The 25,613-nt window shown below is 62.2% G+C and carries 30 protein-coding genes, 1 other RNA gene and 2 pseudogenes; 13 read left to right on the top strand and 20 right to left on the bottom strand.

All coding sequences use genetic code 11. The features are described 5' to 3' along the window. Positions 1–13: 13 nt before the first annotated feature. Positions 14–721: a hypothetical protein gene (locus tag X727_RS145335; RefSeq protein ID WP_023834633.1), complete on the bottom strand. Its 708-nt coding sequence runs from the start codon at positions 719–721 to the stop codon at positions 14–16. 103 nt (positions 722–824) lie between these two features. Here X727_RS145335 and X727_RS145340 point away from each other — a divergent pair, with 103 nt between their 5' ends. Next, positions 825–1,961, top strand: coding sequence for an AraC family transcriptional regulator (locus tag X727_RS145340; protein WP_245274189.1), 1,137 nt, complete (start codon positions 825–827; stop codon positions 1,959–1,961). A gap of 16 nt (positions 1,962–1,977) precedes the next feature. On the opposite strand, the gene X727_RS145345 is transcribed toward X727_RS145340, so the two are convergent. Beyond that, entirely contained in the window at positions 1,978–2,619 is a 642-nt protein-coding gene (locus X727_RS145345; RefSeq protein ID WP_023668745.1) for a TetR/AcrR family transcriptional regulator, read from the bottom strand. A gap of 119 nt (positions 2,620–2,738) precedes the next feature. On the opposite strand from X727_RS145345, the pseudogene X727_RS01000000164890 reads away from it, so the two are divergent. Together X727_RS01000000164890 and X727_RS145350 are read left to right on the top strand one after the other, a co-directional pair. Beyond that, positions 2,739–3,565, top strand: a pseudogene (locus X727_RS01000000164890) (NAD(P)H-binding protein). Position 3,566: 1 nt separating this feature from the next. After that, positions 3,567–4,043: a DUF1772 domain-containing protein gene (locus X727_RS145350; protein WP_023834632.1), complete on the top strand. Its 477-nt coding sequence runs from the start codon at positions 3,567–3,569 to the stop codon at positions 4,041–4,043. 33 nt (positions 4,044–4,076) lie between these two features. On the opposite strand, the gene X727_RS145355 is transcribed toward X727_RS145350, so the two are convergent. From X727_RS145355 to X727_RS145370, 4 genes are all read right to left on the bottom strand, one after another. After that, the gene (locus X727_RS145355; protein ID WP_023700268.1) at positions 4,077–4,388 is read right to left on the bottom strand and encodes a SelT/SelW/SelH family protein; all 312 of its coding nucleotides are present in this window, start codon (positions 4,386–4,388) and stop codon (positions 4,077–4,079) included. Continuing rightward, positions 4,385–5,173, bottom strand: a complete 789-nt coding sequence (locus tag X727_RS145360; protein ID WP_023700267.1) for an RDD family protein — start codon at positions 5,171–5,173, stop codon at positions 4,385–4,387. The genes X727_RS145355 and X727_RS145360 overlap by 4 nt, the downstream gene beginning before the upstream one ends. 81 nt (positions 5,174–5,254) lie before the next feature. After that, on the bottom strand, positions 5,255–6,004 hold the full coding sequence (locus X727_RS145365; protein ID WP_023668740.1) for a YebC/PmpR family DNA-binding transcriptional regulator: 750 nt from the start codon (positions 6,002–6,004) through the stop codon (positions 5,255–5,257). A 179-nt stretch (positions 6,005–6,183) separates the two neighbouring features. Beyond that, the gene (locus X727_RS145370) at positions 6,184–6,507 is read right to left on the bottom strand and encodes a helix-turn-helix domain-containing protein (protein ID WP_023744976.1); all 324 of its coding nucleotides are present in this window, start codon (positions 6,505–6,507) and stop codon (positions 6,184–6,186) included. A 51-nt stretch (positions 6,508–6,558) separates the two neighbouring features. On the opposite strand from X727_RS145370, the gene X727_RS145375 reads away from it, so the two are divergent. Genes X727_RS145375 through X727_RS145385 form a run of 3 tightly spaced genes read left to right on the top strand, consistent with a single transcriptional unit; the run spans position 6,559 to position 7,936 of the window. Beyond that, positions 6,559–7,041 carry an SRPBCC domain-containing protein gene (locus X727_RS145375; protein WP_023744975.1) on the top strand — a complete coding sequence of 161 codons (483 nt, stop codon included), beginning with the start codon at positions 6,559–6,561 and terminating at the stop codon, positions 7,039–7,041. A gap of 20 nt (positions 7,042–7,061) precedes the next feature. Continuing rightward, positions 7,062–7,424, top strand: coding sequence for a glyoxalase/bleomycin resistance/dioxygenase family protein (locus X727_RS145380; RefSeq protein WP_023668737.1), 363 nt, complete (start codon positions 7,062–7,064; stop codon positions 7,422–7,424). A 29-nt stretch (positions 7,425–7,453) separates the two neighbouring features. Next, entirely contained in the window at positions 7,454–7,936 is a 483-nt protein-coding gene (locus tag X727_RS145385) for an SRPBCC family protein (protein ID WP_023698429.1), read from the top strand. A gap of 21 nt (positions 7,937–7,957) precedes the next feature. Here X727_RS145385 and X727_RS01000000164885 read toward each other — a convergent pair. The 6 genes and pseudogenes from X727_RS01000000164885 to ssrS all read right to left on the bottom strand — a co-directional run bounded on the left by X727_RS01000000164885 (position 7,958) and on the right by ssrS (position 11,191). Beyond that, positions 7,958–8,795, bottom strand: a pseudogene (locus X727_RS01000000164885) (TerC family protein). A 73-nt stretch (positions 8,796–8,868) separates the two neighbouring features. After that, a complete protein-coding gene (locus X727_RS145390; RefSeq protein WP_023668734.1) occupies positions 8,869–9,693 on the bottom strand; it encodes a YmdB family metallophosphoesterase in 825 nt (274 codons plus the stop codon). Positions 9,694–9,749: 56 nt separating this feature from the next. Beyond that, entirely contained in the window at positions 9,750–9,992 is a 243-nt protein-coding gene (locus tag X727_RS1000000168035; protein WP_155923592.1) for a hypothetical protein, read from the bottom strand. Continuing rightward, complete coding sequence (locus tag X727_RS145395) at positions 9,989–10,276, bottom strand: hypothetical protein (RefSeq protein WP_155923591.1); 288 nt, start codon at positions 10,274–10,276, stop codon at positions 9,989–9,991. Before X727_RS145395 ends, X727_RS1000000168035 begins: the two co-directional genes overlap by 4 nt. An 82-nt stretch (positions 10,277–10,358) precedes the next feature. Continuing rightward, entirely contained in the window at positions 10,359–10,943 is a 585-nt protein-coding gene (locus X727_RS145400; RefSeq protein WP_023698428.1) for a 5-formyltetrahydrofolate cyclo-ligase, read from the bottom strand. Positions 10,944–11,035: 92 nt separating this feature from the next. Then, a non-coding RNA gene (ssrS, locus tag X727_RS1000000166730) (6S RNA) lies at positions 11,036–11,191 on the bottom strand. A 149-nt stretch (positions 11,192–11,340) separates the two neighbouring features. On the opposite strand from ssrS, the gene X727_RS145405 reads away from it, so the two are divergent. Then, positions 11,341–12,180 carry a MoxR family ATPase gene (locus X727_RS145405; RefSeq protein WP_023694573.1) on the top strand — a complete coding sequence of 280 codons (840 nt, stop codon included), beginning with the start codon at positions 11,341–11,343 and terminating at the stop codon, positions 12,178–12,180. A gap of 43 nt (positions 12,181–12,223) precedes the next feature. Here X727_RS145405 and X727_RS145410 read toward each other — a convergent pair whose 3' ends face one another. Continuing rightward, positions 12,224–13,762 carry an MFS transporter gene (locus X727_RS145410; protein ID WP_023834630.1) on the bottom strand — a complete coding sequence of 513 codons (1,539 nt, stop codon included), beginning with the start codon at positions 13,760–13,762 and terminating at the stop codon, positions 12,224–12,226. Positions 13,763–13,903: 141 nt separating this feature from the next. On the opposite strand from X727_RS145410, the gene X727_RS145415 reads away from it, so the two are divergent. The 6 genes from X727_RS145415 to msrB all read left to right on the top strand — a co-directional run bounded on the left by X727_RS145415 (position 13,904) and on the right by msrB (position 18,086). Beyond that, complete coding sequence (locus tag X727_RS145415; protein WP_023824273.1) at positions 13,904–14,767, top strand: LysR family transcriptional regulator; 864 nt, start codon at positions 13,904–13,906, stop codon at positions 14,765–14,767. 58 nt (positions 14,768–14,825) lie between these two features. Next, entirely contained in the window at positions 14,826–15,272 is a 447-nt protein-coding gene (locus X727_RS145420; RefSeq protein ID WP_023668728.1) for a GNAT family N-acetyltransferase, read from the top strand. A 35-nt stretch (positions 15,273–15,307) separates the two neighbouring features. Further along, positions 15,308–15,550 carry a type II toxin-antitoxin system HicB family antitoxin gene (locus X727_RS1000000165675; RefSeq protein WP_031204429.1) on the top strand — a complete coding sequence of 81 codons (243 nt, stop codon included), beginning with the start codon at positions 15,308–15,310 and terminating at the stop codon, positions 15,548–15,550. A 26-nt stretch (positions 15,551–15,576) separates the two neighbouring features. Continuing rightward, positions 15,577–16,767: a VWA domain-containing protein gene (locus tag X727_RS145425; protein WP_023815246.1), complete on the top strand. Its 1,191-nt coding sequence runs from the start codon at positions 15,577–15,579 to the stop codon at positions 16,765–16,767. A gap of 16 nt (positions 16,768–16,783) precedes the next feature. Further along, positions 16,784–17,581, top strand: a complete 798-nt coding sequence (locus X727_RS145430; RefSeq protein ID WP_023684142.1) for a hypothetical protein — start codon at positions 16,784–16,786, stop codon at positions 17,579–17,581. 100 nt (positions 17,582–17,681) lie between these two features. After that, on the top strand, positions 17,682–18,086 hold the full coding sequence (msrB, locus tag X727_RS145435; RefSeq protein ID WP_013529102.1) for a peptide-methionine (R)-S-oxide reductase MsrB: 405 nt from the start codon (positions 17,682–17,684) through the stop codon (positions 18,084–18,086). Positions 18,087–18,148: 62 nt separating this feature from the next. On the opposite strand, the gene X727_RS145440 is transcribed toward msrB, so the two are convergent. The 7 genes from X727_RS145440 to X727_RS145470 form a co-directional block, all read right to left on the bottom strand. Beyond that, the gene (locus X727_RS145440) at positions 18,149–18,460 is read right to left on the bottom strand and encodes a hypothetical protein (RefSeq protein ID WP_023688926.1); all 312 of its coding nucleotides are present in this window, start codon (positions 18,458–18,460) and stop codon (positions 18,149–18,151) included. Positions 18,461–18,467: 7 nt separating this feature from the next. Beyond that, entirely contained in the window at positions 18,468–18,908 is a 441-nt protein-coding gene (locus X727_RS145445; RefSeq protein ID WP_023668723.1) for a hypothetical protein, read from the bottom strand. A gap of 93 nt (positions 18,909–19,001) precedes the next feature. Further along, the gene (locus tag X727_RS145450) at positions 19,002–19,262 is read right to left on the bottom strand and encodes a DUF2312 domain-containing protein (RefSeq protein ID WP_023668722.1); all 261 of its coding nucleotides are present in this window, start codon (positions 19,260–19,262) and stop codon (positions 19,002–19,004) included. A gap of 148 nt (positions 19,263–19,410) precedes the next feature. Beyond that, positions 19,411–22,869, bottom strand: coding sequence for a pyruvate carboxylase (gene pyc, locus X727_RS145455; protein WP_023834629.1), 3,459 nt, complete (start codon positions 22,867–22,869; stop codon positions 19,411–19,413). Positions 22,870–23,151: 282 nt separating this feature from the next. Then, on the bottom strand, positions 23,152–24,273 hold the full coding sequence (locus X727_RS145460) for a branched-chain amino acid ABC transporter substrate-binding protein (protein WP_023668720.1): 1,122 nt from the start codon (positions 24,271–24,273) through the stop codon (positions 23,152–23,154). Positions 24,274–24,410: 137 nt separating this feature from the next. Next, positions 24,411–24,758, bottom strand: a complete 348-nt coding sequence (locus X727_RS145465) for a DUF6867 family protein (RefSeq protein WP_023668719.1) — start codon at positions 24,756–24,758, stop codon at positions 24,411–24,413. A 112-nt stretch (positions 24,759–24,870) separates the two neighbouring features. Beyond that, complete coding sequence (locus tag X727_RS145470) at positions 24,871–25,599, bottom strand: ABC transporter ATP-binding protein (RefSeq protein WP_023668718.1); 729 nt, start codon at positions 25,597–25,599, stop codon at positions 24,871–24,873. Positions 25,600–25,613 lie beyond the last annotated feature (14 nt).

Below are 25,613 nucleotides of genomic sequence, written 5' to 3'. Positions count from 1 at the left end.
GCGGGTTTTTTGTTCAGCGGATCGTGGCGCGGACGAAATCGCCTTTGATCACGATCGAGGGTTTGGCGCCGGCAGTGTTGGCAAGCGAACTGTCGACGAAGGACGCCGACGCGGTCACCGAGTAGCTGATTTGAACCTGCCTGCCGAAGGTCAGCGTGGCATCCAGCGCCTTGCCGGCAATGGCGACAGTCTCGTCCTTCCGGATGCTGCCATAGGCGAGATTGGCCCTCAGCGCCTCGCCCTTGAGATCGATGCGTGAAGCATGCCCTTCGAGCGAAACATCGGCCGCCTTGCCGGTAATGGCGATGCTGGAGAAATTCCCCGTCATACTGGCCAGCAAGGCCGCCTGGTCGATCGACACCGAACTCTCGGGCGCAATGTTGGCGTTGATCTCGACCCTGCAATCCGAAGGGTCCAGCCAGGACGACGGAGCGACATTGATGCGCAACGTCGAGGCCTCTCGCTTCATGTCGCTGGCGGTGCGGCAGTCATTAGCGAACCAGGACGAATACCAGCTGGCAAACCAGCCCTCGCGGCGGCTGCCGATCGTCGCCTGGTAGGGTTCTGCACCTGAAGTGGTCAGCTTGACCGAGCTTGCCTCGCCGGTGATGATGATGGCGGTAACACCGGCGAGATCGAGCGTCTTTGCGGCATCACCGGCCACCGGCGGTGCCAGGGCAACTGCGGCAAAGGGCAGCAAGACGAGAATTGCGGATTTCATCATTGTCTCCGATCATGGGTGGGCGGTCGCGAAAGGACCGCGGCGTTGCCCAGATGATCCGAGACGTCGATTTTCGCGACCTCGATCACGATCCGGGACGACCGTGAACGCAATCCAGGTCATTGTCGGCCGCCCGGTCCATCGTCGGCCGCTTTGGACCACGCTTGCGATCATGATCTTCATTCCCTTGCCATTCGTCGTTGCCCTGCTGCTCGTCATCCTGCTCGTGCAGATGATCCGCCGAAACGAGGCCGATCTGCGCGAAAACATGTTTTTCATGCTGCTGATGGCTGCCTACGCCTTGCAGTCGGTGCTGATCGGTATCCGCTGGGGCTACGAAGTCAGGGCAATCATGCCTTTCCAGGCGGTGTTGGCGACATTGATCGCGCCGCTTGCCTGGATAGCTTTTAGCGGTCTGGCGAGGGAACGCTCGCGGCATCGCCTGGCTTCGCTGTGGCCGCATCTGTTGCCGGCCTGTCTTGTGGCCCTGCTGCTGATCTTCTGGCGCGAGCCGGTAGGCCCCGTGATCATGCTGGTCTTCCTGTGTTATGGCGTCACCCTTCTTTGGCTTGCGCGGGTCGGGCCGGACGGCCTTGCCGAGTCGCGTCTGGACGGTGTCTTGCGCTCCTACCGGGCGCTGCTGGTGACGACGCTGGCGATCCTGGCCTCGCCGGTCACCGACATCATCATCAGCCTCGACCTCGAATGGACCGGCGGTGCCCATTCCGGCGCGGTGATTGCCGCCGGCAATGTGCTGGCGCTGCTGCTGCTTGGCGGTGCAGCCGCGGTGGCCAGCGAAACCGCGCCTCTGGATGACGATGAAGACGATGGGCCGCAAGCCACGCCACGGGCGACGAGCGAGGATTCCGCGGTCGCAGCGGCCGTCGACGCGCTGATGCAGTCAAAAGAACTCTACAGGGACGTTGACCTCAACCTCGGCCGTATCGCCAGGCGCCTCGGCCTGTCGGCGCGGCAAGTGTCGTCGGCGGTCAACCGCATCCACGGATCGAGCGTGTCGCAATATGTCAACAACCAGCGCATCGGCGAAGCCTGCCGCCTGCTGGCGGCCAGCGACGAACCCATCACCCGCATCATGTTCGACGCCGGGTTTCTCAGCAAATCGAACTTCAACCGCGAGTTCCTGCGCGTGACAGGCTTGAGCCCGAAGGCTTGGCGGCTGGAGCATCGGCCGTCGAAGCGAAATCTCGCGGCCATGCCGTTGCCAGGCGAGACAAAATGAAGGCGGGCGACACCGGTCAGGCGCCGACTAATTCCCGCAACGCCATGCGCTTGTAGGCGGCGACCAGCCTGTCGCCCTCCTGCCGGTCGACCGAGATCGCCAGCCGCACGGCAGCCTCGCCCATCTGCCAGACCAGAAACGCTGTGGTCTCCAGCGCCACCGGATCGGCGCCGGGATGCAGCCGCTTCAGCACCATGGTCAGGAATTCGGCATTCGCCCGGCTGTCGGCGAGTTCGAGCTGGCGCAGCGCCTTGTCGGCCTGCGTGCCCGACCAGATGTCGCGCATCACCGGCTCGGCCAGGAACAGCTGATAGTAGATATCCACCAGCTCCGAAAACGCCTGCCGCAGGCCCTCGGCGTCGACGACATCCTTGAGCGCCGAGGAGATGCAGGCCTGGCTTTCGGCGGTGTAGCGCTCGGCCAGCGCCCAGACGATCGCCCGCTTGTCGGGAAAGAACTGGTAGAGCGAGCCGATCGACACCGCGGCCCGTTCCGCCACCTCGCCCATGCGCATGGCGTCGCTGCCTTGCTCGGCAATCAGCGCCGAGGCTGCGGCCAGCATGCGCTCGACCCGCTCGCGGCTGCGCTGCTGGGTGGGCGCCCGTCGCGGCGATGCGACCTGCTCCTGGGCAGATGCGGGCGTTGCTGTGTCTTCCATGACGGCCCCCGGCCTCGACAAAATCTGCCAACAAACGACTTGACTTCGCAAAATACGAGGGTTTATCACGTTTTGCAAATGTGAGGATTCCTCACATTTGTAAACAAAGGAAAGCCACAATGACTAACACCAAACCAGTCCTGATCCTCGGTGGCACTGGCAAGACCGGCCGTCGCCTAGCCGAGCGGCTGACCTCACAGGGCATTCCCGTGCGCATCGGCTCGCGTTCCGGCAGCCCCCGCTTCGACTGGGAGGTTCCGGCGACCTGGGAGCCTGCCATGCAGGGCGTGGGCGCCGTCTACATCAGTTACTATCCCGACATCGCCGTGCCGGGCGCCGCCGAGACCGTCGGCGCCTTCGCCAGGCTTGCGGTGGCAAATGGCGTCACCCGCATGGTGCTGCTCTCCGGCCGCGGCGAGACCGAAGCCCAGCGCGCCGAAGAGATGGTCAAAGCCTCGGGCGCTGACTGGACCATCCTGCGTTGCGCTTGGTTTTCGCAGAATTTCAGCGAAGGTTTTCTCGTCGAGTCCTTGCGGCAAGGCGAAGTGGCTTTGCCTGTCGGCCCTGTTGGCGAGCCCTTCGTCGATGTCGACGACATCGCCGATGCTGCCTTCGTTGCGCTGACCGAACCGGGTCATGTCGGCCAGCTCTATGAGTTGACCGGGCCGCGGCTGCTAAGCTTCGCCGACGCGGTTGCCGAGATCGCCAAGGCGACCGGCCGCGACATCCCTATATCAAGATCTCGCATGACGAATTCACCGCCGCGACGGCGGCATACGAACTGCCGCCCGAAATCGCCTGGCTGCTCAACGAGCTGTTCACCGAAGTGCTTGACGGCCGCAACGAGACGCTGACCGACGGCGTCCAGCGTGTGCTCGGCCGCGCGCCGAAAGACTTTTCCGCCTACGCAAATGAAACCGCTGCAACCGGCATCTGGAGCAACTGAGATGATCAAGCTTCTTCCCACCCTCACCATCATCGCCGCCATCGGCTCGGGCGTCGTCGGCGGCGTGTTCTTCGCCTTTTCCAACTTTATCATGGCGGCGCTTGCCCGGCTGCCGGTCCCCCAAGGCATCGCAGCGATGAATTCGATCAACATCACTGTGATCACGCCCACCTTCATGACGGCGCTGTTCGGCACCGGCCTGCTCTGTCTGGTGCTTATCGCCGCCGTTCTCATGGGGTGGAGCCAGTCCGGCTCATACTGGCTGCTTGCCGGCGCCGTGATCTATTTGATCGGCAACCCGATCGTGACCATGGTCTTCAATGTGCCGCTCAACGATGCGCTCGCCGCCGTCGACCCGGCCAGCGCCAATGGCGCAGCCGTGTGGGCGAACCATCTGAATCAATGGGTGATGTGGAACCACATCCGCACCATCACCGCCATCGTGTCGATGGCCTGCTTCATGTTCGCATTGCTCTGAAAAATGACACTTCGCAAACGCAAGGACCTCGCCTCAAGCGGGGTCCTTTTGCGAGTGACCCTTGCGGTCGGAATGACCGAGATCGCGGCCCGGATCGATGACGTCGCGCACCAGCTGCTTGAGCTTGGCGGCATCGGGAAAGCCGCCGTCGCGCTTGCGGTCCCAGACCAGCACATCGTTGCAGGAAACGGTGAAGATGCCGCCTGTGCCCGGCACCAGCGTCACTTCACCAAGATCCGTGCCGAAGGTGGAGAGCAGTTCCTGCGCCATCCAGCCGGCCCGCAACAGCCACTGGCACTGCGTGCAATAGGTGATGACCACGCGGGGCCTCTCCGGCACACTCATGTCTGGGCCTCCTGTATGCGCACCGTGGTATTTGCGAATCGATCGTGTATCGGGTCGTCGCCCAGAGCTATGGATATCGCAATCCAGACCGGCCAGATGAGCACCAAAACGAGGGCAGCGGATGCAACCACTATTTCCAGGCTGGAGTAATCCTGCACGCCACCGGGAGCGGTGCCCCAAGCCTGAAAAGCATACCAGCTTCCCGTCAGGACGATCGGTAATGCGCCGAGAAACTTGATAAGTTGCCGCCGAACAGCCTTTCTCGCCGGCAGGCCGACCCTATGTCTGTCGTCCTCATCATGTACAGTGAGCTCCGTGAGCCGCTTGCCGATTGATTGGCCGGACTTCAACTCCATAATGAGGAGATAAGACGCCAGAGCGATCAGCTCGAGGAAACCCAGGTCCAATGCTGCAGGCCTGAAATTCCCTTGCGAATCCAGATCGATCGAGATGGAGGAGGTTTCTCCAGGCTTTGAGCCCGGCGCCGTACCCACGCTCCATATGGCGACCGGCAAACCGAGTACTGATGTTCTACACACCTGCCAATCATAACGGGCAAGTGTCGGGGCACCGTGAACCGTACCCTCCTGGCATAGTTTCCAGTTCAGCCAAAAGCTGCCTTTTACGCCACCGTTGGTCAGCAGAAATAGAGCCCCTACGAGCAAATAGAGGGCGATCAGGATTACAAGGTAGTCGATGAGTGCAGCGAGAAACCGTCGCCATATGCCGGGCCGGCGAGGCCAGGCCACCGCATCGGCAAAACTTGCCTCTTTATAGTCGGTCATCGGCCCCCCGTGATAACTGACTAATCTATAGGCAGGCCGCCGTCAGACAGCAATATTCGCATCCGACTGTATTGCACGGACCTACGCCGCGCTGAGCTTGGCCATGGTCTCGTCGTCAACCTCGAAATTGGCGTAGACGCTCTGCACGTCGTCATCGTCCTCGAGCGTTGCCACCAGTTTCATCAGCGATTGCGCCCGCTCTTCGTCGACCGGGACATTGTTCTGCGGCTGCCAGATCGGCTTCACCGATTCGGCCTCGCCAAGCGAGGCTTCCAGCGCCTTAGACACTTCGCCCATACTCTCGAACGCACAGTAGATGGTGTGGCCTTCCTCGTCGGACTCGACGTCATCGGCGCCGGCCTCGATCGCCGCGTCCATCACCTTGTCGGCGCTGCCGGCGGAGGCCGGATAGTAAATCTCGCCGGCGCGGTTCCACATGAACGACACCGAGCCGGTTTCACCAAGCGCACCGCCGGCTTTGGTGAAGGCGGCGCGCACATTCGAGGCCGAGCGGTTGCGGTTGTCGGTCAGCGCCTCGACGATCAGCGCCACGCCGCCCGGCCCATAGCCTTCATAGCGCACCGCTTCGTAATTCTCGGCATCGCCCATTGACGCCTTGTTGATGGCGCGCTGGATGTTGTCCTTCGGCATCGACACCGCCTTGGCGTTCTGGATGGCCAGGCGCAAACGCGGGTTCATCGATGGGTCGGGCGTCCCGCTCTTGGCGGCGACGGTGATTTCGCGCGCCAGCTTGGAAAACATTTTTGACCGCACCGCGTCCTGCCGGCCCTTGCGGTGCATGATGTTCTTGAACTGTGAATGGCCAGCCATGGCACCCCTGTCGTCTTCGGCTAGAGCATCCCGAGCGAGGTGGTCTCACCTCGTCCTCCTGGGTACTCGAATTCAAATTCTCAGAGCCGTCCAAGGTGCAACGCGATGGATGCACGGCGTTCTCTGTCGGAATGGCCGGCTTATAGATAAATCGGCTCAATTCGTCCAGCCGCGCCGGTTCAGCCCTCCAGATCGGACTTCAGCCGGTCGATAATGCTGAGCGCATGGCCGGCATACTGGCTGATCCAGCGGTCGTGGATGTGCTTGATCGGCAACGCGTTGAGATGGTTCCAGCGCTCGCGCCCTTCGCGCTTTGCCACCACCAGTTCGGCTTCTTCCAGCACCTTGAGATGCAGCATGACGGTGCAGCGATCGATGTCGGGAAACGCCTCGCACAACATGCCGGTCGTCTGCGGCGCATCCTTCAGCCGATCCAGCAATTCGCGACGGCGCGGATGCGCCAACGCCTTGAAAACGTGATCGTCCGCAGTTTGGCTTGACATGTTATGTTTCTATAACATATCGTCGAGCCAATCAAGGAAGGAGCTGTGGATATGTCTCTTGGATTCAGAGTTTCCGGGCGCATCGGCAAACCGGTCGCAGAAGTCTTCGACGCAGTCGTCAATCCGGTGAAGCTCAGCGGCTATTTCACCACCATCGGCGGCGCCAGCGCCCCGCTGGAAGCCGGCATCGGTGTCGTCTGGTGGGGAAAAGTGCCGGTCGAGGTCGATGAAGTGGTCAAGGACAGCCGCATCGTGTTGCGCTGGGATGCCACAGATGCCGACGACAGGCCGGCCTACAAGACACGCATCGTGATGAACTTCGAGCCGCTGGACGATGGCGGCACCCTTGTGACCATTGCTGAATCCGGCTGGCCGGAAGGCGTGGTCGGCCTGCAGAAATCCTACCTCAATTGCGAGGGCTGGTCGCAGATGCTGGCCTGCATGAAGGCCTATGTCGAATACGGCATCAATCTGCGCGACGGCTACTACCGCGGCGAGATGAGGGGCGAGCCGGCCAACGAGACAAACAGATGAACAGCGCAACGGAGCCCGCAATAACCGCGAAAATGACAGGTGGAATCAACATCGCCATGAAAGTCCCGTCACATCAGTACGAGGCGACGATCGCCTTCTATCGCGACGTCGTCGGCTTGAATCCATTCACCGCCAAGACGCCGGCCATCGGCTTCGAGCTTGGCCCAAACCGTCTGTGGATCGACGAGGCGCCGATGCTGAGCCAGGCCGAAGTCTGGCTTGAGCTTTTCACCGACAATTCTGCAGCCATTGCGGATCATCTCGCCAAGGCCGGCGTCGTCCGTTGCGACGCGGTCGAGCCCCTGGGCGAAAGCTTTCGCGGCTTCTGGATCGCCAACCCGGCCAGCATCGTTCACATGGTGCGCGAGCCTTACGCCTGGTGAGCGCAAACCGGACAAGGAAAGGAGCATCGATGGAAATTCACAAAACGCCGACTGCCGAAGCCGGCATGCTGATCAGGCGGCCGGTCGCCGAGGTCTTCGAGGCGATCGTCGACCCGGCCATCACCACGAAATTCTGGTTTACCCACAGTAGCGGCCGGCTGGATAGCCGCAAAGAGGTTCGCTGGGAGTGGCGCATGTACGGGGCCTCGGCGATGGTCAATGTCAGCGAGATCGTCGAGAACAAGAAGATCGTCATGCAATGGAGCGATCCGCCGACCACTGTGGTCTGGACATTCACGGAGATGCCCGGCGCCGAAACGCCTGACGGTGCGACCTTTCTTGAGGTCAGCAATTTCGGCTTCGCCGGCACCGCCGACGAGCAGGTCAAGCAGGCGGTCGGCTCGACCGACGGCTTCGCACTCGTTCTTGCCGGCGCAAAGGCATGGCTGGAACAGGGCCTGTCGCTTGGCCTGATCGGCGACCGTTATCCGAAGGGCGTGCCGGGGCGCTAGGATCGCCCCGATCGCCCAGCCTCAATGCCCACCGCTGGATTTCTTCCTTCGCCGCGCCAGCATGTTGAGGCCCTCGACCAGGGCGGAAAAGCCCATCGCGGCGTAGATGTAGCCCTTCGGCACATGATAGCCCATGCCGTCGGCGATCAGCGTCATGCCGATCATCAGCAGGAAGCCCAGCGCCAGCATGACGATGCTCGGGTTCTTGGCGATGAAATTGGCCAGCGGCCCGGCCGCCAGCATCATCACGCTCACCGCCACGATCACGGCGATGTACATGATGGCAATCTCGTCGGTCATGCCGACGGCGGTGATGATCGAATCGATCGAAAAGACGAGATCGAGCAGCAGGATCTGGAAGATGGCGCCGGCAAGCGAGATCTGCAGCGTCTCGCCCNTCGATCGAAAAGACGAGATCGAGCAGCAGGATCTGGAAGATGGCGCCGGCAAGCGAGATCTGCAGCGTCTCGCCCATCATCGTATCCTTGTGGTCGTCGGGATCGACGGTGTGGTGGATTTCCTTGGTCGCCTTCCAGACCAGGAACAGGCCGCCGGCAATCAGGATCAGGTCGCGCCAGGAAAAGCCATGGCCGAACGCTGTGAACACCGGCGTCGTCAGCTGCACGATGATGGAGATGGTTGCGAGCAGCACCAGCCGCATGATCAGCGCCGCCGAGATGCCGAGACGGCGGGCGCGGGCGCGCTGCGCCTCAGGCAATTTGTTGGTCAGGATCGAGATGAAGATCAGATTGTCGATGCCGAGCACGACCTCGAGGACGATCAGCGTCAGCAACGCGACCCACGCGGTTGGATCGGAAACAAATTGAAAATGCGGCGCAAAGAACTCGATCAGCTGCATGGAGGTCGTCCCCTCTTTAACGATCTAGAGCAGTTTCGTCGCCAGTTAGGTACTTTACTCGACTATATCAATGTCAAGACCAGAAGGATGGCGCGGTTTCTTCGAGCCGCGGCCCGCGACGAAAAGGCGCGATCTTCTCGGTCAGGCCGGTGCGGTCGGAAATAGTGACGCCGACGCCGCACAATGTCGCCGGTCCGGTCGCCGCCTCGAAGCGGCCTTTCGGCACTTTCGACAGGAAGCGGTTGAGCGGCTCTTCCTTGTCCATGCCGAGCGAGGAATCATAGTCGCCGCACATGCCGGCATCGGACATGTAGCCGGTGCCGCCGTTGAGGATCTGGTGGTCGGCCGTCGGCTGGTGCGTATGGGTGCCGATGACGAGGCTGGCGCGGCCGTCGACGAAATGCGCGAAGCACATTTTCTCCGAGGTCGCTTCGGCATGGAAGTCGATGACCACGGCATCGGCCTGCTCGCCCAGCGGACAGGCGGCCAGCTCGCGCTCGCCGGCCTGGAACGGATCGTCGAGCTCGGGATGCATGAACACCCGGCCCATGATGTTGGCGACCAGCACGCGCGCGCCGTTTTTGGCGATATAGACGCCGGAACCGCGCCCCGGCGTGCCCTTGGGGAAGTTGGACGGGCGCAAGAAGCGCTCCTCGCGCGGCGCGAAGACCAGTGCGTCGCGCTGGTCCCAGACATGGTTGCCGGTGGTGACGACATCGGCACCGGCGGCGATGGTGTCGCGAAAAATGTCTTCGGTGATGCCGAAGCCGCCGGCGGCGTTCTCGCCATTGACGATGACGAAGTCGAGTTTGAAATCCGAGATCAGGCCGGGCAGTTGTTCCCACACCGCCGTACGTCCCGATTTGCCCACCATGTCGCCGAGGAAGAGAAGTCTCATCCCCACTTCTATCCAGAGGCACGGACGCTAGGCAAGCGCTACCCGGGCGATTGGCGCTAACGCCGGCCGAAAGTACCACGCTGCTGTTGAGACGGCTTTGCGCTCGCGCCCGCGACGCGAACTGCCGAAGGCATCATTGGTGACGCCGGCGGTGCGGCGCGTCCGCGCAGCCAGAAGAACCAGACGTAGAAACCAGTGAACCCACCAGTAGCGGCCAGGAGCAACAGCCCGCCGCGCCAGCCCTTCATCGCCGCGGTATCGAGGATAGATGGATTGGCAGGGTTGTAATACAACTTCACCGCGTCGCCTTGGACGCCGTGTAGAGGCCGATGTCCTTTCCCTTGCCGGACCACGTCATCGGTGCATCGTTCGCGACATAGGTGACAGCGACGTTGATGCCTTTCGCGGTGAGGCCATTACCCTGGGCTTCGCTGTAGGAACTGACATCCGTCACTGTGGCAACCGTCTGATGCCAGGCGAACTGGTGGTGCAGGGCCGTTCCGGAAATGTGCAATGCCATCGCGAACAGCGTTACCGCGATGAGGACGAACGGCATCAGCAGGAAGCGTGCGAAGACAAACATGATGGCCGCCATCGGCTCGGACTGTGTTGCCGGAATACTATCCGGCACGTCTTGGAAACGCGTTAAGCGGGATCGCGGTCTTTTAAGCGATGTCGAAGCGGCGCAAACCGCTCTCGGTCAGTATTTCCGGGATGATGACGTCGTGCGCCTCATCCGGCACCAGACCCACCTCCTGGCAATCGAAAGCGATGCCGATCAGTCGTGGCGGCTGGCCCTTGTCGATCAGCCTGGCGATGGCGCGGTCGTAATAGCCGGCGCCATACCCGATGCGATGACCGCGGCTGTCGAAGGCCGCGAGCGGCACCAGCATCACCGCGGGATCGAGAACCTCGGCCTCCGCATGCGGACCGACCGTGCCAAAACCCATCTCGACCATCGGCGCGCCGCGCACCAGTTCGCGAAAGACGATGGTGGTCTTGTCGAGGATGGCCGGCAGGCAAAGCCTGGCCCCGTTCTCGCGCAAGGCGAACATCAGCGGCCTGACGTCGACTTCCGATCGCATCGGCCAGAAAGCTGAAACGATCTGACCCGGCTCGATGGCGAGGTGGTCGCGCGCCGTCTCGGCCATTTCAAGCGCGATCTCCACCCGCCACAGCGGATCGAGCGCATCGCGACGGCCGAGTGCCTCGAGGCGCAACTGCTTTTTCAGGTCTTTGGGAGATGTCATGCGCGGCCGATAGAAAAGGTCGGATCTGGGTGACGTTTCATGAGCGACGTTTTCTACCACATCATCCGCCAAACTGGGCGGATAGAGGTAAGTGACGATCCACACAACCGGTGGAGAGAGCGATCCCGGGAACCTACAAAGTAGGTGGGCGCCGTATGAGAAAACCCACGGGTCTTCCCAGGGACAGCTCCCTAAGGATCGTTAAGGCCCCGGGGAAAATGTTCTCCTGCCGGGAAGCGCAGACCGCCAAGCCCAATATAGGCGGCTGGTCGGTCAAGCGCTAGTGACATGAGCCGATGTTTCGATTTCGATCTCACACGCTTTGGTCGCAGCCGGCTCGCCCTTGCACAGGTCAAGCAGCGTCCTTACGCTCGCGCTGACCAACCGAGGAGCAAGTATGCGTTTCGAAGGCACGGCGGCCTATGTCGCCGACAAGGATCTGATGGTGGCGGTGAACGCCGCGATCGCGCTGGAGCGGCCGTTGCTGGTCAAGGGCGAGCCGGGCACCGGCAAGACCGAGCTTGCCCGCCAGGTGGCATCGGCGCTCGGCCTCGACCTGATCGAATGGCACGTCAAGTCGACCACCCGTGCGCAGCAGGGACTGTATGAATATGATGCTGTCTCGCGGCTGCGCGACAGCCAGCTCGGCGATGCCAGGTTCAACGACATCAAAAACTACATCAAGCGCGGCAAGCTCTGGCACGCCTTCGCGGCCGGTAAGAAGGTCGTGCTGTTGATCGACGAGATCGACAAGGCCGATATCGAATTCCCCAACGACCTGCTGCAGGAACTCGACCGGATGGAGTTCTTCGTCTACGAAACCGGCGAAACGATCCGCGCCGCTGTGCGCCCCATCGTCATCATCACTTCCAACAATGAGAAGGAACTGCCCGACGCCTTCCTGCGCCGGTGCTTCTTCCACTACATCCGCTTTCCCGATGTCGACACGCTGCACAAAATCGTCGACGTGCACTATCCCGGCATAAAGCAGAATTTGGTGCGTGCTGCCCTGACCCAGTTCTACGAGATCCGCGACGTGCAGGGGTTGAAGAAGAAGCCGTCGACCTCCGAGGCGCTCGACTGGATCCGCCTGCTGGTCGCCGACGACATCGCACCCGAGGATCTGCGCGCCGACCCCAGGAACGCGCTGCCGAAACTGCACGGCGCGCTGCTGAAGAACGAGCAGGACGTGCATCTGTTTGAGCGCCTTGCTTTCATGGCCAGGCGGCAGGGATAAGGATCGTCGGGCGGGCTGAGCGCTATGAGCGGGCTTCGGCCGATCACTCGGCCGCCGCAAGCCCTGTCTCCTGCGGCGCGACGCGCTTCGGCCCGAAGATGGCGAAGCCGATGACCGACAGGGCGAGAACGCCGATCCCGCAATAGAGCATGACCCAGCCGAAACCGTTGACCAGGGCGGCATGCACGATGGCGCCGGATGGGTCGAGGGCTGCGAGCTTCGGCGTCCCCTGCGCAAGGCCCTCCAGATTGCCGGTGGCGACCCTTTCCGCCAGTGCCCGCAACTCATCCGGCTCCAAAGCCGCGCCGAGTGTGGCCCGCAGGTGGGAAACGATACCTTGCGTCAGCAGCAGGCCGAGCACCGCGATGTTGATGGCAAGCGTGATCAGGCGTGCGCTGATGTCGATGCCGGACGCCATGCCGGCGCGATCCGGCGATACCGCGCCGGTCGTGGTGTTTGTGGTCGGCGAATTGGTGAGACCGATGCCGATGCCGGCAATCAGCGTGCCCGGCAGCATGGTCAGCCAGGTGGCGCCCTCGAGCCTGGAGCCGATCCACATGGCGATGAAACCGATCCCTAGCGTCAGCAGACCGAGCGGGATGGCAATTCGTGCCTGATAGCGCGCGCGAATGCGCTCGGCGATCGGCGGCATCACCATGAAGGGCAGCGTGTAGACGAGCAATAGCAGGCCGGTCGTCGTGCTGTCGTAGCCGAGAACGCCGGAATAATAGATCGGCAGATAGATGATGAACGGCCAGTAGCTGAAATTCATGCCGATGGCGCCCATGATCGCGCCGGAAAACTGGCGGATGCGGAACACGGAGAAATCGAACATCGGATAGGGATTGACCCTCTCGGCCACAAGGAAAGCGATGAACGCAGCCACGGAGGCTGATATCACGCCGATGCGGGCGCTGGTCCCGAGATCCGCACCCTGCGTAATCAGATAGGAGAAGCCGAACACCGCCGCCGACAGCGTCAGCATGCCGGCCCAGTCGAGCTTCTGGGCGTTGTGATCGCGCGATTGCGTGACACCGGCGCCGATAAAGGCGAGCGCCAGGAGCGCCAGCGGCACGTGGATGAGGAACACCCATTGCCAGTTCGACAGCGCCACGATCAAGCCACCGATGGCGGGACCGAAACCAAGCCCGATGCCTGAGACGACGCTCCAGGCAACAAAAGCCTTGCCGCGTTCGCGGCCGTCCTGGAACTGATGCGACAGCACGGCGACGCTGCAGGTCAGCATCGCGCCGCCGGCGAGGCCTTGCAGGAAGCGGGCGGCGATCAGCAGCGCCGCACTCGGAGCCAGGCCGCACAGCAGCGAGGCGAGGCCGAAGGCGACGGTGGTGATCACCATCACGCTCTTGCGGCCGAAACGGTCGGCCAATGTCCCCGTCGCCATCAGCACCGTGGTGCAGGCAATGGTGTAGGCGTTCATGATCCATTGCAGGTCTTTGAAATCGGCGGCGAGCACGCTTTCGAGTTTCGGCAGGATCATCGGCACGCTGGAGATTTCGAGCCCGAACAAGAGCGACGCCAAGCACACGCCGGTGAGCGCGATGGTGTTTCGTTGAATTGGCATATCGATCTCTTTCCATCCGAGTATGAGGCGCTCTTCAAACCGCGACCAGTTTGACATAGAGGAGACTTGACCATGAAAAAAGACTATGCTCGGCTATATCAGAAATGACAAAATCGAATAGTTGGCCAATGGAGTGCTGCGATGACCAGTCTTGATGTGGACGCCGTACGAACCTTTGTGATGGTGGCCGATCTGCAGAGCTTCACCCAGGCGGCATCGGCGCTGGGCAGCACGCAGGCGACGATCAGCGTCAAGCTGCGCCGCCTTGAGGAGAAGCTCGGCGCGCGATTGATCGAAAGAACGCCGCGCCGCGTCAGCCTGTCGGCACGAGGCGCCGTCTTCCTCCCCGCCGCGCGTGACTTCCTTGCCGCGCACGAGCGCGCCATGGCGGAGTTTGCGTCAGCACCGTGCCGGCTTGCGCTCGGCTTTGTCGATCATGCCGCCGGTCCGGCGCTGTCCATTCTGATTGCCCAGCTCCATGCGCACGATCCATCGCTGACGCTCAGTTTGAGGATCGACACCAGCACGGTGCTCAAGGAAGCTTTCGATCACGGCGAGCTCGACGCAGTCATCGTGCACCGCGAAGGCGACAGCCGTCCTGGCCGGACCTTGTCGCGCAACCACTATGGCTGGTTCGCCGCACCTTCCTTCGAGTGGCAGCGCGGAACGCCGTTGCGCCTCGCGCTCTTAAGCACCGTGTGCAACTGTCCGGATCGTGTGCGGGCGCTCGAGGCGCTGGACAAAGCAGGCATCGCCTGGGAGGAGGCCTTCGTCGGCGGCGGCGGCGCGGCCGTCAACATTGCGATATCGGCGGGCTTTGCCGTTTCGGCGCTGGCTCACTGCGTCGCTCCGCCCGGCCTGATCGAGGTTGGCCGCAAGCTCGGCCTGCCGTCGCTTGACCCCTCCGAAGTGGTCCTGCATTCGCACAATCTGGCGCCGCGGGCGCGTGACGCGCTGCAAATGCTGGCGACCGCATTTCGCGAGTACAATTCGCCGGTGGATTAGGCGATGGTGTTTCCGATCTGATTCCGCCGGAATCCGATAAGGCCTTCGAGGAACCGAAATGACCGAGATCACCGTCCGCCCGCTGGCGCTGGCCGACCATGCCGACTGGCGGCGGCTGTGGACTGCCTACCTCACCTTCTACGAGACCAAGCTGCCGGACGAGGTCTACGACATCACCTGGAAACGACTGTTCACGGAAGGTGAATTCGAACCGAAGGGGTTTATCGCCACGCTCGACGGCAAGGCGGTCGGCCTGACCCATTATCTCTATCACCGCTCCGGCTGGTCGGAGAAAAACAACTGCTACCTGCAGGACCTGTTCGCAGACCCTGATGTGCGCGGCAAGGGCATCGGTGCGGCCCTCATTGAAGCGGTCAAGCAGGAAGCCGGCAAGATCGGCGTCAAGAACGTCTATTGGATGACCCACGAAACCAACGCCACAGCGCGCAAGCTCTACGACCATGTCGCGCGGCGGACAGGTTTTATCGAGTATGATCTGCTATGATGCGAGCGCGGTCGAAATAACGCGGAAGGAGCCGAATGATCCGCTATGTCGGAATCCTGGATGGCAGTGACGGCGTTTGGGGAGTGCGGATGCCCGATCTCGCCGGCTGCCACGGGGCCGGCGCAAACCCGGCGGAAGCGATAGCCGATGCCGCCTCGGCTATGCGCGAATGGGCGGAAGCCCGCATCGCAAAGCACTTGCCCATGCCCAACCCACGACTGTGGCAAATCTTCTGCAATCCGGCGAAATCGACAGTGCCCGTGGCGACTCCGCCGTGACCGTTCGGCATAGATAACGGCAAACCATGTTCCTCCCCTTCTTTCTCGAACTAAAGGCCGCGCGCGTTCCCGTTTCGCTCAGGGAATATCTGTCGCTGCTGGAAGGGCTGGAGGCCGGGCTGGTCGACTATGACGTCGAGGGTTTTTACTACCTCGCCCGCGCCGCGCTTGTGAAGGACGAACGCCATATCGACCGCTTCGACCAGGTGTTTGCGCATGTCTTCAAGGGGATCGAGGCGCTCACCGGCCCCGATGCCGTCGGTGTCGCCAACATCCCTGAGGAATGGCTGCGCCGGCTCGCCGAAAAGCACCTGACCGAGGAAGAGAAGAAACTGATCGAGGCGCTCGGCGGTTTCGACAAGCTGATGGAGACACTGAAGCAGCGGCTGGAGGAGCAGAAAGGCCGCCACCAGGGCGGCTCGAAATGGATCGGCACCGGCGGCACTTCGCCTTTCGGCGCCTATGGCTACAATCCCGAAGGCGTGCGCATCGGCCAGCATGAAAGCCGCAATCGCCGTGCGGTGAAAGTCTGGGACAAGCGCGAGTTCAAAAATTTCGACGACGCCGTCGAGCTCGGCACCCGCAACATCAAGGTGGCGCTGAAGCGCCTGCGTCGCTGGGTGCGCGAGGGTGCGGAGGAAGAGTTCGACCTGCCCGGCACCATCCATGCCACCGCCGAGCACGGCTATCTCGATGTGCAGACGCGCCCCGAACGGCGCAACGCCGTGAAGCTCTTGATGTTCTTCGATGTCGGCGGCTCGATGGACGACCACATCAAAAGCGTCGAGGAGCTGTTTTCGGCCGCCCGCGCCGAATTCCGCCAGCTCGAATATTTTTACTTCCACAACTGCCTTTACGAGGGCGTCTGGAAGGACAATCGGCGCAGGCATGCCGAGACCATCCCGACCTTCGATCTGCTTCACAAATACGGCCCCGACTACAAGGTGATCGTCGTCGGCGATGCCTCGATGAGCCCTTACGAGATCGCGCATCCCGGCGGTTCGGTCGAGCATTGGAACCCGGAAGCCGGCAGTGTCTGGCTTGGCCGCCTCATCCAGCAATGGCCGAATGCGGTCTGGCTGAACCCCGAAAACCAGAAAAACTGGGGCTTCACCCATTCGATCGCGATGATCCGCGATCTCTTCGGCGGCCGCATGTTCCCACTGACGCTGGCCGGGTTGGAAGCCGCGACGAAGCAGCTCTCACGCAAGCATTGATATGAGAGGAAAACCGATGACCTGCTTTCTTTGCCCGCAATGCGGCGTCCAGTTCGCGGCAACGCAGACCCCTCCAGAAAATTGCCCGATCTGCGAGGACGAGCGGCAATATGTGCGCTGGGAAGGCCAGGCCTGGATCACTGGGGAAGAACTCTCTGCCGGGCATAGGCTTGTGATGAAGGACGATGCCGGCGTTCTCGCTTTCGGCATCGAGCCGCGCTTTGCTATCGGCCAGCGGGCGCTGCTGGCGCAGACGCCGCACGGCAATGTGCTGTGGGATTGCATCTCGATGGTGAGCGACGAGGCGGTAGCCGAAATCAACCGTCGCGGCGGCCTGGCCGCGATCGCCATTTCGCACTGCCACTATTATTCGGTGATGGTCGAGTGGAGCGAGGCGTTTGGCGGCGTGCCGATCTATCTCCATGCCGACGACCGCCAGTGGATTATGCGGCCGCACAACGCCATCGTCAGCTGGGCGGGCGAGACGCTGGCCATAAACCCGTCGCTGACACTCGTGCGTTGCGGTGGCCATTTTGCCGGCGGCCAGGTGCTGCATTGGAAACGCGATGACGGTAACGCCCTGCTGTCCGGCGACATATTGCAGGTGACGCCGACGCGTCGCCATGTCAGCTTCATGTACAGCTATCCGAACTACATTCCGCTCAATGCGCCGGCCGTGCGACGCATCGCGGCGGCACTTGAGCCTTTCGAATTCGACGACATCTACGGCGCGTGGTGGCAGCAGAACATCATCGGCGGCGCAAGAACGGCATTTCATGCGTCGATCGCCCGCTATCTTCAGGCGATTGGGTAGGAGCTCGGCTGAAAATGCGAGCAAAACACGTAACAAACGCCTATCTCTAAGCGAATATAGCTTGCAACCAACAACAAGCCGCCAAGGCTGAGGAGATCAAATGGACACCCACACCTACCCTGTCACCCGCACCGACGCCGAATGGCGCGCCCGCCTGACGCCCGAGCAATATGCGGTCATGCGCGGCCATGGCACCGAACGGCCCGGAAGCTGCGCGCTGCTCTACGAAAAGCGCGCGGGCACCTTTTCCTGCGTCGGCTGCGACCAGCCGCTGTTCGAATCCAAGCTCAAGTTCGAGAGCGGCACCGGCTGGCCGAGCTTCAATGATCCGGTGCCCGGTTCGGTCGAAAACACCGTCGACCGCAGCTACGGCATGGTCCGCACCGAATGCCACTGCGCCCGCTGCGGCAGCCATCTCGGCCATGTCTTCGAGGACGGCCCGCCGCCGACCGGCCTGCGCTATTGCATCAACGGCGTGGCGCTGAAATTCGAGCCGGCGGCTTAAGCCGCAGCTTGACCACCATCTTCAAAGGGCGGCTTCGGCCGCCCTTTTTCGTGTCAATCTTCTCAGACAACCACCACCAGGATCAGCCAAAGCGTAGCCCCGAGCGTCATCAACGAAGCCTTGGCGCCACTGGATTTTTCCGTGGTTCGCCAGACGGCAAAGGTCAGAAAGATGTTGTAGGGCACGGGCGCGAAATGCACCGCCAGGACGACGGCGAGCGGCAGCTTCAAGCCGAGCAGAATGAGCGCGGCCACCGACGAGGCGATGTTGATCGCCGTGCCGACAAGGACTAGATCGCGCCAGAACAACCGCTCGACCGGCACCGCGCCTTGCCAGCGCGAGCCGAAGAAGGATCCGATGCTTTGCACCAACACCTGATAGCTATCCCTCTCCCAGCACGTCGGTGACGGCGCGCTCGAAGCGCGAGCATTCCGTCACCAGCCAGTCGGCCATGGCCGGCCAGTTGTCCTCGGCATAGCAGTTCACCCGCCACATCGAATTGATGCCGAGGCCCTCGCAGCTCTGCTCCGGCCTGAGCTTCAGCCAGTCTTCGATTGCCGGTTGGAACGGCTTCAGCCGCGACCAGACCCCGGTCGCGCCGAACTTCTCGTTACGGCCGAAAAAGACGCCAACTTGGCTTTGCGCCGGCGCGACATACATGGACAGGACCAGAGCGAAGTCGGGCAGCCCGCGCTGCCAGAACCAGGGTCCGCGCCGCGCCATGGAAGCGCGTTCCTCCGGATGCCGTTCGGCGAACAGCGCCCAGAAGCTGCGTTGGCGGAATTCAGAGGCGCGGCGGGCGCCGAAGTCGAATTCGCTCATGGTTCGATGCCCGTTCCAGCATCATTCCTTGGCCCGAGACTGTTTCGAAATTCGCTCTGGCGATATCAGCCGGAGTAGAATTTCCAGACAGCCTTACACCATGCCGAGCGCGGCCTTGTAGAGATCGAGGATGGTTTCCTCTTCCTGGCGCTCGGCCTGGTCCTTCTTGCGCAGCCGGATGATCGACCGCATCGCCTTGGTGTCGAAGCCGGTGCCCTTGGCCTCGGCGAACACTTCCTTGATGTCGTCGGCGATGGTCTTCTTTTCTTCCTCGAGCCGCTCGATGCGCTCGATGAAGGCGCGCAACTGGCCGGCGGCAACAGTCTGGCTGGTATCTGTGATGTCGTCGGCCATGTTTTTTCTCCGCTACTTTTTCGCACCGCGATTCTGGCGCGGTAAATTGGAGCGGGTTCGATGCCCGAGCAGGCGCGGCGGGTCAAGCCATTATCGGCGCTTCGTGAACGGCTGCTGCCAGCCGTCCCCAGTGTGATGGATCCGCGCGTCAGCCAAACGCGATCAACAGATCCTTCGCATCGATCTGATCGCCGGCCTTGACCAGCACTTCGGCCACTGTGCCGTCGCGCTCGGCATGCAGGGCCGTCTCCATCTTCATGGCTTCGATCGACAACAGCACGTCGCCGGCCTTGACAGCTTGGCCGGCGGCAACCGAAAGGGCGGAGACCACGCCCGGCATCGGCGCGCCGACATGCGCCTCGTTGCCGGGCTCGGCCTTGCGCCGAGCCTTGGCCGCCGAGGCGCCATGCGCCCTGTCCGGCACCCGGACACGGCGCGGCTGGCCGTTGAGCTCGAAGAACACGGTGACCATGCCCTTCTCATCGACGTCGCCGATCGCAAGGCAGCGCACTACAAGCGTCTTGCCTTTTTCGATGTCCAGGAAGATCTCATCCTCGGACTTCATGCCGTAGAAATAGGTCGGCGTCGGCAGCACACTGACCGGCCCGTAGGTTTCCTGCGCGGCGGCGAAGTCGGTGAACACCTTCGGATACATCAGCCAGGAGGCGAATTCGTACTCCGAGAGCTTGCGCTCCAGCTTCTGCTCGATCTCCCTGCGGCTGGCCTTGAGGTCGGCTGGCTTGAGCAGCGAGCCCGGCCGTACGGTGATCGGCTTGGTTTCCTTCAATGCCTTCTTCTGCAGCTTCGCAGGCCAGCCGCCGGGCGACTGGCCGAGATCCCCGCGCAGCATCGAGACGACCGAGTCCGGGAAGGCGATGTCCTTGGCTGGGTTTTCGACGTCGGCAACGGTCAGATCCTGGCTCACCATCATCAGCGCCATGTCGCCGACCACCTTGGACGACGGCGTCACCTTGACGATGTCACCGAACATCAAATTGACGTCGTGATAGGCTTGTGCCACCTCGTGCCAACGCGTTTCCAGCCCCAGCGAACGCGCCTGTTCCTTGAGGTTGGTGAACTGGCCGCCCGGCATTTCGTGCAGATAGACTTCCGAGGCTGGCCCCTTGAGGTCGCTTTCGAAGGCGGCATACTGGTTGCGCACCGCTTCCCAGTAGAAGGAGATTTTGCGGATCCATTGCGGATCGAGGCCGGGATCGCGCTCGGTTCCCTTCAGCGCCTCGACGATCGAGCCCAGGCAAGGCTGCGAGGTGTTGCCGGAGAAGGAATCCATCGCCGCGTCGATGGCGTCGACGCCGCTTTCCACGCCGGCCAGCACCGTCGCCGCCGACAGGCCTGACGTGTCGTGGGTGTGGAAATGGATCGGCAGGTCGGTGGCCTCGCGCAGCGCCTTGAACAGCACGCGGGCGGCAGCCGGCTTCAAAAGCCCGGCCATGTCCTTGACGGCGATGATATGGGCGCCGGCGGCCTGCAATTCCTTCGCCAGCCCGACATAGTATTTAAGGTCGTATTTGGCGCGCGCCGGATCGAGGATGTCGCCGGTGTAGCAGATCGCCGCTTCGACCAGCTTGCCCTCGGCGCCCACCGCGTCCATGGCGACGCGCATATTCTCGACCCAGTTCAGGCAGTCGAATACGCGGAACAGGTCGACGCCGCCGGCCGCCGCATGGCTGACGAAATGTTGCACCACATTGTCGGGATAGTTGGTGTAGCCGACGCCGTTGGCGCCGCGCAGAAGCATCTGCAGCAAAAGGTTGGGGGCGGCTTCGCGCACTTTGCTCAGCCGCTCCCACGGATCCTCGGTCAGGAAGCGCATGGCGACGTCGAAAGTGGCGCCGCCCCAGCATTCCAGCGACAGCAGCCGCGGCAGCGCCCGCGCATATGTGCCGGCGATGCCGGCAATGTCATGCGTGCGCATACGGGTGGCGAGCAGCGACTGGTGGCCGTCGCGCATCGTCGTGTCGGTGACAAGCACCTCTTTTTGCTCACGCATCCAGGCAGCGAATTTCTCCGGCCCCAACGCGTCGAGCTTCTGCTTGCTGCCATCAGGCACGTTGCCGTTGAGATAGGGCACGACAGGCGCTGCCGCATCGGCCTTGGGCATCGGACGGCCGCGGGTTTCGGGATGGCCGTTGACGCTGACGTCGGCCAGATAGTTGAGCAGCTTGGTGGCGCGGTCCTGCCGCTTCACCTGCGCGAACAGCTCCGGCGTCGTGTCGATGAACCTGGTCGTATAGGAATTGTCGGCGAAGCGCGGGTGGTTGATGATTGCCTCGAGGAAGGTGAGGTTGGTCGCCACGCCGCGGATGCGGAACTCGCGCAAGGCCCGGTTCATGCGGGCGATCGCCTCGGCCGGTGTCGGCGCCCAGGCAGTCACCTTCTCCAGCAGCGGATCGTAGAAGCGGGTGATGACCGCGCCCGAATAGGCGGTGCCGCCGTCGAGGCGGATGCCGAAACCGGCGGCTTCGCGATAAGCGGTGATGCGGCCGTAGTCCGGAATGAAACTATGCTCCGGATCCTCGGTCGTGATGCGGCACTGCAGCGCATGACCGTTCAGCCTGATGTCGGCCTGCGCCGGCACGCCCGACTCTTTCGTGCCGATGGCAAAGCCGTCCAGTATGTGGATCTGCGCCTTGACGATGTCGATGCCGGTCACCTGCTCGGTCACGGTGTGCTCGACCTGGATGCGCGGATTGACCTCGATGAAGTAGAACTTGCCGGTGTCGGCGTCCTGCAGGAATTCCACCGTGCCGGCGCCGATATAGCTGGTCTCCCGCGCGATCTTGAGCGCATAGCCGCAAAGCTCCTGGCGCAATACCTCGCTGAGATAGGGCGCCGGCGCCCGTTCGACGACCTTCTGGTTGCGGCGCTGGATCGAGCAGTCGCGCTCGAACAGATGTACAGCGTTGCCATGCGTGTCGCCGAGCACCTGGACTTCGACATGGCGGGCGCGCTCGATCAGCTTTTCGAGATAGACCTCGTCCTTGCCGAAGGCGGCCTTGGCCTCGCGCTTGCCTTCCATCACCTCGCGGGCGAGGTCGGCTTCCGTGCGGATGGCGCGCATGCCGCGCCCGCCCCCGCCCCACGATGCCTTGAGCATCACCGGATAGCCGACTGTCTTGGCGAGCTGCTTGACTGCTTCCATGTCGTCCGGCAGCGGTTCGGTTGCCGGCACCACCGGCACGCCGACCTCGATGGCCAGATTGCGCGCGGCGACCTTGTTGCCGAGCCGGCGCATCGTGTCGGGCTTCGGCCCTATGAAAGTGATGCCGGCCTCGGCGCAGGCATCTGCGAATTCAGGGCTTTCCGACAGGAGGCCATAGCCCGGGTGGATGGCGTCGGCGCCGGACAGTCTGGCGACCCGGATCACTTCCTCGATCGACAGATAGCTTTCGATCGGCCCCATGTCCCTGGCCAGATGCGGCCCGCGCCCGACCTGGTAGCTTTCATCGGCCTTGAACCGATGAAGCGAATATTTGTCCTCCTCGGCCCAGATCGCCACGGTTTTGAGGCCGAGCTCGTTGGCCGCGCGAAAGACGCGGATGGCAATTTCGGACCTGTTGGCGACGAGGATCTTCGTGATGGCCAAGGAAGGAGGCTCCGGACAGGGAGGGATGGGGCGGAGGCATGATTAACGCGAAAATGCTGCAGTGCAACCAAAATCGAGGAGAGACTAAACCGATTTAAATGCGATTCTAGCACCACGGCTCGAAAAGCTGCGTGCGATTGGCGCCGCGAGGTGACGCTAATTGTCGTGCCCGCACAAAGTCGACCCCGGCTAACGGCTTGTCCAGCCACCCTCGCTGCCGCCCTGTCACCAACAAAAATGCCCGGCGCGAGCGCCGGGCATTCCATAGAGCTGCGTTCCGAATTACGACTTCGGGAACCAGGAGATCTTGCCGTCCGGACCCTTCTTCCATTCGTACATGATGTAGCCCGGGAGCTTCGGATCGCCCTTCGCGTCATAGGCGAGATCGCCCAGAACGGTCTTGAACGGGCCCTTCTCGTGCAGCGCCTTGGCCACTTCCACGGGGTCGTTCGACTTGGCCACGGCAGCAGCCTCGGCGATCACCTGCATGGCGGCGTAGGAGTAGAGAGTGTAGGCTTCCGGCTCGAAGCCCTGAGCGCGGAACTTCTCGACCAGTGCCTTGTTCTCGGGGATCAGGCGCGGATCGGGACCGAAGGTGTTGAGCGTGCCGATAACCGCATCGCCGGCGATCGCAGCCAGCTCGTCGGTGACGATGCCGTCGCCCGACATCAGGGTAGCCTTGAGGCCCTGGTCCGCCGACTGGCGGATGATCAGGCCGGCTTCGGTATGCAGGCCGCCCCAATAGATCAGGGTAACACCGGCGTCCTTCATCTTGGCAATCAGCGCCGAGAAGTCCTTGTCGCCGACATTGACGCCTTCGTACATGACTTCGGTCAGGCCGGCTGCGTTCATCGCCTTCTTGGTCTCGTCGGCAAGGCCCTGACCATAGGGGGTCTTGTCGTGGATGACGGCAACCTTGGCGTCCTTGAAGTTGGTCGCGATATAGCCGCCGGCGATGCCGCCCTGCTGGTCATCGCGTCCGCAGGTGCGGAACACGTTCCACAGGCCGCGCTCGGTGAATTTCGGGTTGGTCGCCGCAGGCGTCACTTCGACGATGTTGTTGTCGACGTAGACTTCCTGCGAAACCGGGATCGAGACCCCCGAGTTGAAGTGGCCGATCACGAATTTCACGCCGTCGCCGACGAACTTGTTGCCGACCGAAATGCCCTGCTTCGGATCCGAGACGTCGTCGCCGACTTCGAGCTTGATCTGCTCGCCGTTCATGCCGCCTGCTGCGTTGATGTCGGCAACGGCCGCTTCCGCACCCTTCTGCAGCTGCGCACCGAAGGCCGCATTCGGACCGGTGATCGGACCTGCGACGCCGACGATAACGTCAGCCCATGCATTGCCACCGAACGCGACAAGCGCGGTCAGGGCAACGGCGGACAAAAGTGATTTCTTCATTTAAACGCTCCCATTTACGAGGTGGGCGTGGATGAAACTTTCATGCGATGCCCACCCTTATCGCAGAAAGCGTACTTTGCCGATTTTCAGGCCCTTGTCACGCCGATTCATCCCCGGAACGGCGTTAATGATGAACGTCAACCTTTCGGTTTCCAGCTTAAGATCGAAGCCCGTTCGTAAAGCCAATTATACTGCGTCACCATCTGGTTCGTACGCGTGTATTGATAGCCGACAAATCCCAATATCATGAGCACGATTGTGTCCACGACATAGTATTGCAGCGAAAACATCGTGCCGCCGAACAGGGCATGATGGATGAACCTGATGCCGATGCCGAGGCCCAGCAGATAGGCGAACAGCGCCGGCAGGCTGCGCCATGTCTGGGCGCTGGCCTTGCCGGTCATCCATGCCGCCCAGCCGCCGAGCAGACAGGTGACGAAGAAGAACTGCCAGATGGAAGGTTCCTCGTGAAGAATGCCTTGCATGATGAAGACTCCCTAGCATGATCCCGAAAAGTTGCAGACTTTTCGGACAAAGGTCCTGCGACAAACAAACAAGTTGGAGCGGAATACCGTATGCATACATTCCGCTCCAAAATCAGTGATGGCCGCCTTCGAGATAGGCCGCCCGCACTTCCGGATTGGCGAGCAATTCCTTGCCTGTGCCGCTCATGGTTACGTTGCCGTTGACCATGACATAGCCGCGCGTAGCGAGTTTGAGCGCGCCGAAGGCGTTCTGCTCGACCAGGAACACGGTCAGCCCTTGCGTGCGGTTCAGCTCGCGGATGGCATCGAAGATCTGCTTGACGATCAGCGGCGCCAGACCCAGCGACGGCTCGTCGAGCAGCAGCAGCTTCGGCCGCGCCATCAGCGCACGTCCGATCGACAGCATCTGCTGCTCGCCGCCCGACAGCGTGCCGCCGCGCTGGGCAATGCGCTCCTTGAGGCGCGGGAACAACGCGAACACCTTCTCAGCATCTTCGTCATAGTGCTTGAGATTGTCGAGACCGGCGCCCATCTGCAGGTTTTCCATCACCGTCATGCGCGGGAAAATGCGCCTGCCTTCCGGCGACTGCGCAATGCGCATGCGGGCGATCTCGTGCGTCGGCATCTGGGTGATGTCGGTGCCGGCGAAAGTGATTGAGCCGGCACGAGCGCGCGGCGCACCGAAGATGGTCATCATCAGCGTCGACTTGCCGGCGCCGTTGGCGCCGATCAGCGCGACGATCTCGCCCTGGTTGACGTGGACATCGACGCCGTTCAGCGCCTTGATGTTGCCGTAGTAGGTCTCGACGCCCTTGATGTCGAGCAGCGTTGTCTCGGCCATCACTTACGCCCTCC

It is taken from the genome of Mesorhizobium sp. L103C105A0, from assembly GCF_000502215.1.
Lineage (GTDB): Bacteria > Pseudomonadota > Alphaproteobacteria > Rhizobiales > Rhizobiaceae > Mesorhizobium.
The sequence above is the reverse complement of the archived record's forward strand: the minus strand, read 5'-3'. Positions and strand labels throughout refer to the sequence as shown.